Genomic DNA, 5,506 nt, shown 5'->3' with positions numbered 1-5,506 from the left:
GCGGGCGGCGGCGCGGGCCTCGACGGGCGGGGGGCGGTGCGGGTCGTCGGGGTGCGCCCCCGCGACGGCGTCCAGGAGCAGGGCGGCGTCGGCGACGGTCCTGGCCAGCGGTCCGTTGACGGTGAGGCCCTGGAAGGCGTCGCTGTGGGGGTGGACCGAGATCCGGCCGCGCTGCGGTTTGATGCCGACGAGGTGCGTCCAGGCCGCCGGGATGCGGACGGACCCGGCACCGTCGGAGCCGAGCGCGGCGGGCACCAGCCCGGCGGCGACGGCGGCCGCCGAACCGCCGGACGAACCGCCGGGGGTGTGGTCGGTGTTCCACGGATTGCGGGTGGCGCCAAAAGCAGGCCCCTCGGTGAACGGCCACTGGCCCAGTTCGCAGGAGTTGGTCTTCCCGACGATCACGGCCCCGGCGGCACGCAGTCTGCGTACGGCCTCGCTGTCCGCGGTGGCGGCGGGCAGCTCCCCGGCGCAGCCGAAGTAGGTGGGCATCCCGGCGACATCGGTGTCGTCCTTGACGGCGACGGGCACCCCGAGCAGCGGCAGCCGCTCCCCCGCGGCCAGCCGGCGGTCGGCCTCGGCCGCCTCGGCGAGTGCGGCCTCGGCCCGCAGATGCCGGAAGGCGTTGAGCGTGCCCTGGCTCGCCTCGATCCGGGCGAGGGCGGCGGAGACCAGCCGCGTGGCGGTGGTGCGGCCGTCCGCCAGGGCCCGTGCGCTGTCGGCCAGTCCATCCGGGACCGCCACGTCCGTTCCGATGGCATCCGCTGAGGACATGTGCTGCCCGCCTCCCTCGTACCGTCAGGTGCGCGCACCTGTCCGCCCGAACGAACTTACTGGAGGGTAACGAGTCGGAGCGGTCCGCTCAACCGTTCGGCGGGGAGTGTCGGTGCCGTTGGCCGAGGGCTGTCCCGTAATCCCTGCTGGATCAGCACGCGGCGTCAGATGCGGTCCGTCGCGGGGCGGAGTGGCATTCGGGCTATCGACGCGTGGCCCGCGTCGGGCGCGGGAACGTGTGGGGCCGCGGAAGCGCTCGCACAGCTCCCACGGCCCCACACGTCCAAAAGCCCTTCGGCTCTACGGCTCTACGGCTGGACCGTGATCTCGCCGATTCCGGTGCCGAGGCCCGCGCAGTGCGCGGTCGACTGGCCGGACTGGCCCGGGTTGAGCGTGACGTGCTCGCCGTCGACGTCCGGGGACCAGCCGCACACCAGGTGCACCCAGAAGGTCCGCGCCGCGCCGCCGTTGTTCCGGCACAGCGCGTAGCCGGTGTAGTCGTCGACGGCGTGCTTGCCCGTCTCGCAGGACAGCCCCGGCGGTGTCGCCGCAGGGGCGGCGGCCGAGGCCGCCGTGGCCAGGCCGGTGGAGACCGCGAACGCCGCGGTCAGCCCCGCGACAGCGGCGCCCCGCAGCACGGTCACGGACAGACTCCGCATGGTCTTCTTCATGATTCCCTCTCGGTCGTGACGAACCGGGTGCCGTGGCAACCGTCCCCCGCCCCCATAACCGAAAACGCCGCCGAGACGTCACGCTGTGTGCCCGTCCCCCGTGCCGTCCCTCCGTCGGGCGGCCACCCCTGTCCCGGCGTACGCTCGAACGATCGGACCGCAGACCCGAACAGCCCCGCCACGACCCTTCGAGGAGGCGACGTGACCGGTCCACACCTCGGCACACGCCCGGCCGCATGGACCGCGGCGATCGTGCTCTCCGTCACCGGCAGCGGCCTCGTCGGCGGCGGCGTGGCACAGGCGGACGACATCGGCAACCTCACCGCCCAGCAGATCGCCGACCGGGCCCGCGACGCCCTGCTCGACGCGCACTCCTTGCACCTGCGCACGCACGGGGACCTCGGCAGGGACAGTACGCCGATGTCCCTCGACCTCACCCTGGACCGGAGCGGCAACTGCGACGGCTCGGTGGACCTCGGCGACAGCCAGGGCTCGGTACGGATCGTCAAGCGCGGCAACGACGTCTGGGTCAGACCGGACGCGGACTTCTGGAGGAACCAGGTCCCCGACGGCGGCGCGGCCTACGCCGCGATCCTGAACGGCCGCTACATGAGGGCCTCGGCCACCGACCCCCGGCTGCTCACACTGACGAAGGCCTGCGATCCGCACACCTTCCAGAAACTGGTCAGCGACAACGCGGACAACGACGCCGGCACGCTCAACAAGGCCCCGAAGACCACGCTCGGCACCGCGTCCGTCGTACCGCTGACCAGGATGCGGGACCGTACGACGCTGGTCCTGTACGTGGCGGCCACCGGAAAGCCGTACCCCCTGCGGCTCACCCTTCAGGGCGACGGGGCGGACGCGACCGCGGACTTCTCCGCGTTCGACAAGCCGGTGCCCACGTCCACGCCGCCGCCGGACGAGTCGTTCGACATCAACGCCCTGCTGGGCCGTCCGACGGACACGGCGTGATGCCGGACGGTGAGCACCGCGTACAGCGTCCCGTGCTCCCACTGGTCAACCGCGCCGCGGACGCGGGCTGTCGGCCCGACCCCGGTCAGCGTTTGATGGCTACGCCCGCCAACAGGCCGATCTGGGCGTCCGTGGGCTCCGTCCCGTCGGCGGGTGCGGCGGGACGCCAGCGGTGGCAGCAGCAGACGCCGGGGTCGATCAGGTCGAGCCCGTCGAAGAAACGGCGGACGTCGCCGTGTGAACGGAACTGCACCGGGGTCCCCGAGCCGGTGTAGATCTCCGCGACCTTGTTCCAGGTGACCGGGTCGAAGTCGGGCGTGCAGTGGTTCATCGCGAGGGCGCTGCCGGCCGGGAGGGAGTCGAGCAGCCGGCGGACGATGGCGTACGGGTCGTGCGGGTCGGTGATGAAGTGCATGAGCGCGTTGAGGGAGAGGGCGATGGGCTGGTCGAAGTCCAGCACCTGTGAGGCGTCCACGGCACTCATCAGCGCGTCGGGGTGGGTGACGTCGGCCTCGATGTAGGCCGTGCGTCCCTGCGTGGTGCTGCGCATGAGGCGTTCGGCGTACTTGAGGACGAGGGGGTCGTTGTCGGCGTACACGACGCGGGCATCGGGCGCGACGGACTGGGCGACCTGGTGCAGATTGGGCTCGGTCGGTATGCCCGTGCCGATGTCGAGCCACTGGCGGATGCCGTGCTCCTGCGCCAGGACACGGGTGGCCCGGTGCATGAACGCCCGGTTCTCGCGGGCGGTCACGTAGATGCCGGGGTGAGCGTCGGCGGCGACCAGAGCCGCATCCGTGTCGACCTCGAAGTGATCCTTGCCACCGAGGAAGTAGTCGTACATCCGGGCCGAGTGCGGCCTGCTCGTGTCGAGATCCCGGCCTGCCTGCCTGGCGGTCATGTTCTCCCCTTCATGTGTATCTCTGTCGGCCCGCAGGCCAGGAACGCGACCGGTGCCGCCGTCCCTTCCGCCCGCCGCCGGTTCACCCGGCGGCCAAGTGATCTGCCAGGCCCTCTTTCACCCCGCGGACGAACGCGGCGATCTCCTCCGGCTCGTAGATCAGCGCCGGTCCGGCCGGGTCGGTCGACTGCCGCACGGCCACACGGCCGTCGGCGAGCTTCTTCGTCTCGACGCACTGACCGCCGTTCGGCCCGCTCCAGGGACGCTCCCAGCCCTGCTCCCCGAGATCGCGAGCCGACATACCGTTGTAGACACCCTCGTCGGTGATCGTCACGAGTACTCCTTGCGCATGCGGTTCAAGAGCGCCCTGCTGTCCTCGGACGACGTCAGCAGCGCCATACGGGAATGCGCCTCGAGATGCGCGACGACATCCGCGCGCTGATCGAGGTATACGGAGGCGGACAGGAGTTCGCTGTAGACGATGTCGGGCAACTCGGGTTCCTCGAACCGGAAGTACGTGAACGGGGCACACGCCCCGACATGCGCACCCGCGGCGAAGGGCACGATGTCGACGCTGACATGCGCGAGCTCGGACATGTCCAGGAGCCGCTCGATCTGCTCCCGCATCACGTCGGGGCTGCCCACCATCCGGTACAGGACGGCTTCTTCCATGACCACCCACAACGTGGGGGCGTCCTCCCGCTCCAGCAGGCTCTGGCGGCGCAGCCGCAACTCCACGCGGCGCGCGAGCTCCTCCTCGCTGCCGTTCGGTAACCCGCCGAGCAGCACGGCGCGGGCGTAGTCCGGGGTCTGCAGAAGGCCGGTGACGTACTGCGGTTCATAGGTGCGCAGTGTCTTGGCGCCGGTCTCCAGGCTGACGTAGGCGGTGAACCAGCTGGGGACGGCGTCGCGGTAGGAGTGCCACCAGCCGGGCTCGTTGGCCTGCTCGGCCAGGGCGACGAACTCGTCGATCTCCTGGCGGTCCGCGCCGAAGGTCTCCAGGAGCTTCTCCACGTAGAGAGGCCTCAGCGCGACTTCGGCCTTTTCCAGCCGCCGGATCGTCAGGGTCTTCACGCGCAGTGCTTTTGCCGCGTCCTCCAGCGAGGCACCGGCGCCGAGCCGCATGTCCTGCAGCCGACGGCCGAGGATCATGCGCAGGACTGTCGGTGCGCTGGTGCCGGAACGGGCTTCACTCACGCCCAACCTCCTGAGGCTTCGTCAACAAGACCATTCTTGCAGTGGCTTGATGGAGACGCCAGTCTGATACCCGCGCTCCTGAAAATATCAGGGAGCCGGTTGCAGCGTGAGGTCGATCACGCGCATAGTTGACATGTGAGCGGTCAAGTCACAACTCCGACGCAGCATCCGGCCCGGACGGGACACGTGATGCTGATGCCGTCGTCGGCACCCCACCGCAGGGCGCCTGACTCGGCAACGCCTCTCACCCCTCGAGCTGCAGCCCGCACCCCCACACCGCGTCTGCCCCCCGGACGGCACTGGAAGGCAACATCCGTGACTCTGCCCACGCCCTCAGCCCCGGCCTCCGCCTTAGCGAGGACCGTGCCCCGTCGGGAGTACTGGTTCGGCCTGCCCGCCCTGCGCACCAGCGCGAGATCCGCCCGCGACTCCGTGCGCGACCGGCTCCGCGCCTGGAAGGTGCCCGGCGACACCTGCTGCGACGCGGTGCTGCTGGTCTCCGAGCTGACCACGAACGCGATACTCCACACCGACAGTGGTCAGGTCCTGTGTGGCCTCACGCTGACCGGCGACGAGCGGCGTCTGCGTATCGAACTCCACGACGAAGGCCCCACCCCGGTCCGCTCGCCCGAGCACCTCGCCGGCCCCTGCGAGGAGAACGGACGAGGCCTGTTGCTCGTCCGGCAACTCGCGGACCGCTGGGGCTCCGCACACTCGACGCGGACCGAAGGCAAGTTCGTCTGGGCGGAGTTGACGTCCTATCCCTGATGCGGCGGGTGCCGGCCGGCACCGAGTAAGCACCCGCCCCGGCAGCGACAGTGCGGACGCGGCGTGGACAGGACCGGCCCCCGCTACGTCCCCTACGCGCGGCAAGGACTCCGTTCTCCCCGGTCCACCTAGAGAAGGCGCCCATGACCCCCCACGGTGAAACCGCTTCTCCCGTCGTGCTGTACGTATGCGCCGACCGGGCCCCGGGCTCGCCCGGGGC

The 5,506-nt window shown here is 70.7% G+C and carries 7 protein-coding genes; 2 read left to right on the top strand and 5 right to left on the bottom strand.

Annotated features, from left to right (window positions below; genetic code table 11):
• Window positions 1–774: amidase family protein (locus J1C73_RS19695; protein WP_242644418.1), on the bottom strand; the 774-nt coding region annotated here is incomplete at its 3' end.
• Between the two features lie 308 nt (window positions 775–1,082).
• Window positions 1,083–1,445 carry a hypothetical protein gene (locus tag J1C73_RS19690; protein ID WP_123463894.1) on the bottom strand — a complete coding sequence of 121 codons (363 nt, stop codon included), beginning with the start codon at window positions 1,443–1,445 and terminating at the stop codon, window positions 1,083–1,085.
• A gap of 201 nt (window positions 1,446–1,646) precedes the next feature.
• Between J1C73_RS19690 and J1C73_RS19685 the strand changes: the two genes are divergently transcribed.
• Complete coding sequence (locus J1C73_RS19685; RefSeq protein ID WP_207317565.1) at window positions 1,647–2,420, top strand: hypothetical protein; 774 nt, start codon at window positions 1,647–1,649, stop codon at window positions 2,418–2,420.
• 85 nt (window positions 2,421–2,505) lie between these two features.
• Here the strand turns inward: J1C73_RS19685 and J1C73_RS19680 are convergent, their stop codons facing one another.
• From J1C73_RS19680 to J1C73_RS19670, 3 genes are all read right to left on the bottom strand, one after another.
• Window positions 2,506–3,321, bottom strand: a complete 816-nt coding sequence (locus J1C73_RS19680) for an SAM-dependent methyltransferase (RefSeq protein ID WP_207317564.1) — start codon at window positions 3,319–3,321, stop codon at window positions 2,506–2,508.
• A gap of 82 nt (window positions 3,322–3,403) precedes the next feature.
• Complete coding sequence (locus J1C73_RS19675) at window positions 3,404–3,622, bottom strand: DUF397 domain-containing protein (protein WP_242644420.1); 219 nt, start codon at window positions 3,620–3,622, stop codon at window positions 3,404–3,406.
• A 29-nt stretch (window positions 3,623–3,651) separates the two neighbouring features.
• Window positions 3,652–4,518: a Sco1979 family transcriptional regulator gene (locus tag J1C73_RS19670; RefSeq protein ID WP_207317563.1), complete on the bottom strand. Its 867-nt coding sequence runs from the start codon at window positions 4,516–4,518 to the stop codon at window positions 3,652–3,654.
• A 363-nt stretch (window positions 4,519–4,881) separates the two neighbouring features.
• Between J1C73_RS19670 and J1C73_RS19665 the strand changes: the two genes are divergently transcribed.
• On the top strand, window positions 4,882–5,286 hold the full coding sequence (locus tag J1C73_RS19665; protein WP_307797738.1) for an ATP-binding protein: 405 nt from the start codon (window positions 4,882–4,884) through the stop codon (window positions 5,284–5,286).
• Window positions 5,287–5,506 lie beyond the last annotated feature (220 nt).

The organism is Streptomyces laculatispora (assembly GCF_017353455.1).
GTDB lineage: Bacteria > Actinomycetota > Actinomycetes > Streptomycetales > Streptomycetaceae > Streptomyces > Streptomyces laculatispora.
The sequence above is the reverse complement of the archived record's forward strand: the minus strand, read 5'-3'. Positions and strand labels throughout refer to the sequence as shown.

Coding starts and splice junctions, on each gene's coding strand:
- J1C73_RS19690 (WP_123463894.1), bottom strand. CDS start 1,445: ATGAAGAAGACCATGCGGAGTCTGTCCGTGACCGTGCTGCGGGGCGCC.
- J1C73_RS19680 (WP_207317564.1), bottom strand. CDS start 3,321: ATGACCGCCAGGCAGGCAGGCCGGGATCTCGACACGAGCAGGCCGCAC.
- J1C73_RS19675 (WP_242644420.1), bottom strand. CDS start 3,622: ATGTCGGCTCGCGATCTCGGGGAGCAGGGCTGGGAGCGTCCCTGGAGC.